1 protein-coding gene is annotated in these 427 nt (G+C 57.4%); it reads left to right on the forward strand.

The window, feature by feature from the left end; genetic code table 11:
* On the forward strand, positions 1-390 hold a 390-nt coding region (locus M5B96_RS32445; RefSeq protein ID WP_248801253.1), incomplete at its 5' end, for an integrase core domain-containing protein.
* Positions 391-427: the final 37 nt, after the last annotated feature.

A 427-nucleotide genomic window follows, 5' to 3' on the forward strand; every position in this document is an offset into this window, starting at 1 on the left:
CCGACCGGCTACAGCGGCGATGACATCCGAGACTTGATGTTGGAAAGCGTGGAGAAGCGTTTTGGCGACCAACTGCCGAACACGCCCGTGCAGTGGCTGAGCGATAACGGCTCGGCCTATATCGCCGAGCAGACCCGTTTGTTTGCCCGCCAGATCGGCTTGCAGCCGGTGACCACGCCGGTACGCAGTCCACAAAGCAACGGTATGGCGGAGAGTTTCGTGAAGACGATCAAGCGAGATTACGTGACGCACATGCCCAAGCCAGATCGAGAAACAGCACTGCGCAATCTGACGATTGCCTTCGAACATTACAACGAGCAGCATCCGCACAGCGCGCTGAAATATAGGTCGCCGAGAGAATTTAGGCGCTTGGCGGCGGCATCAATTTAACGGGGAATTGGTGTCCGGTCTGGTAGGGGCAAGTCCA

This window comes from Pseudomonas sp. MWU13-2105 (genome assembly GCF_023242315.1).
Taxonomy (GTDB): Bacteria; Pseudomonadota; Gammaproteobacteria; order Pseudomonadales; family Pseudomonadaceae; genus Aquipseudomonas.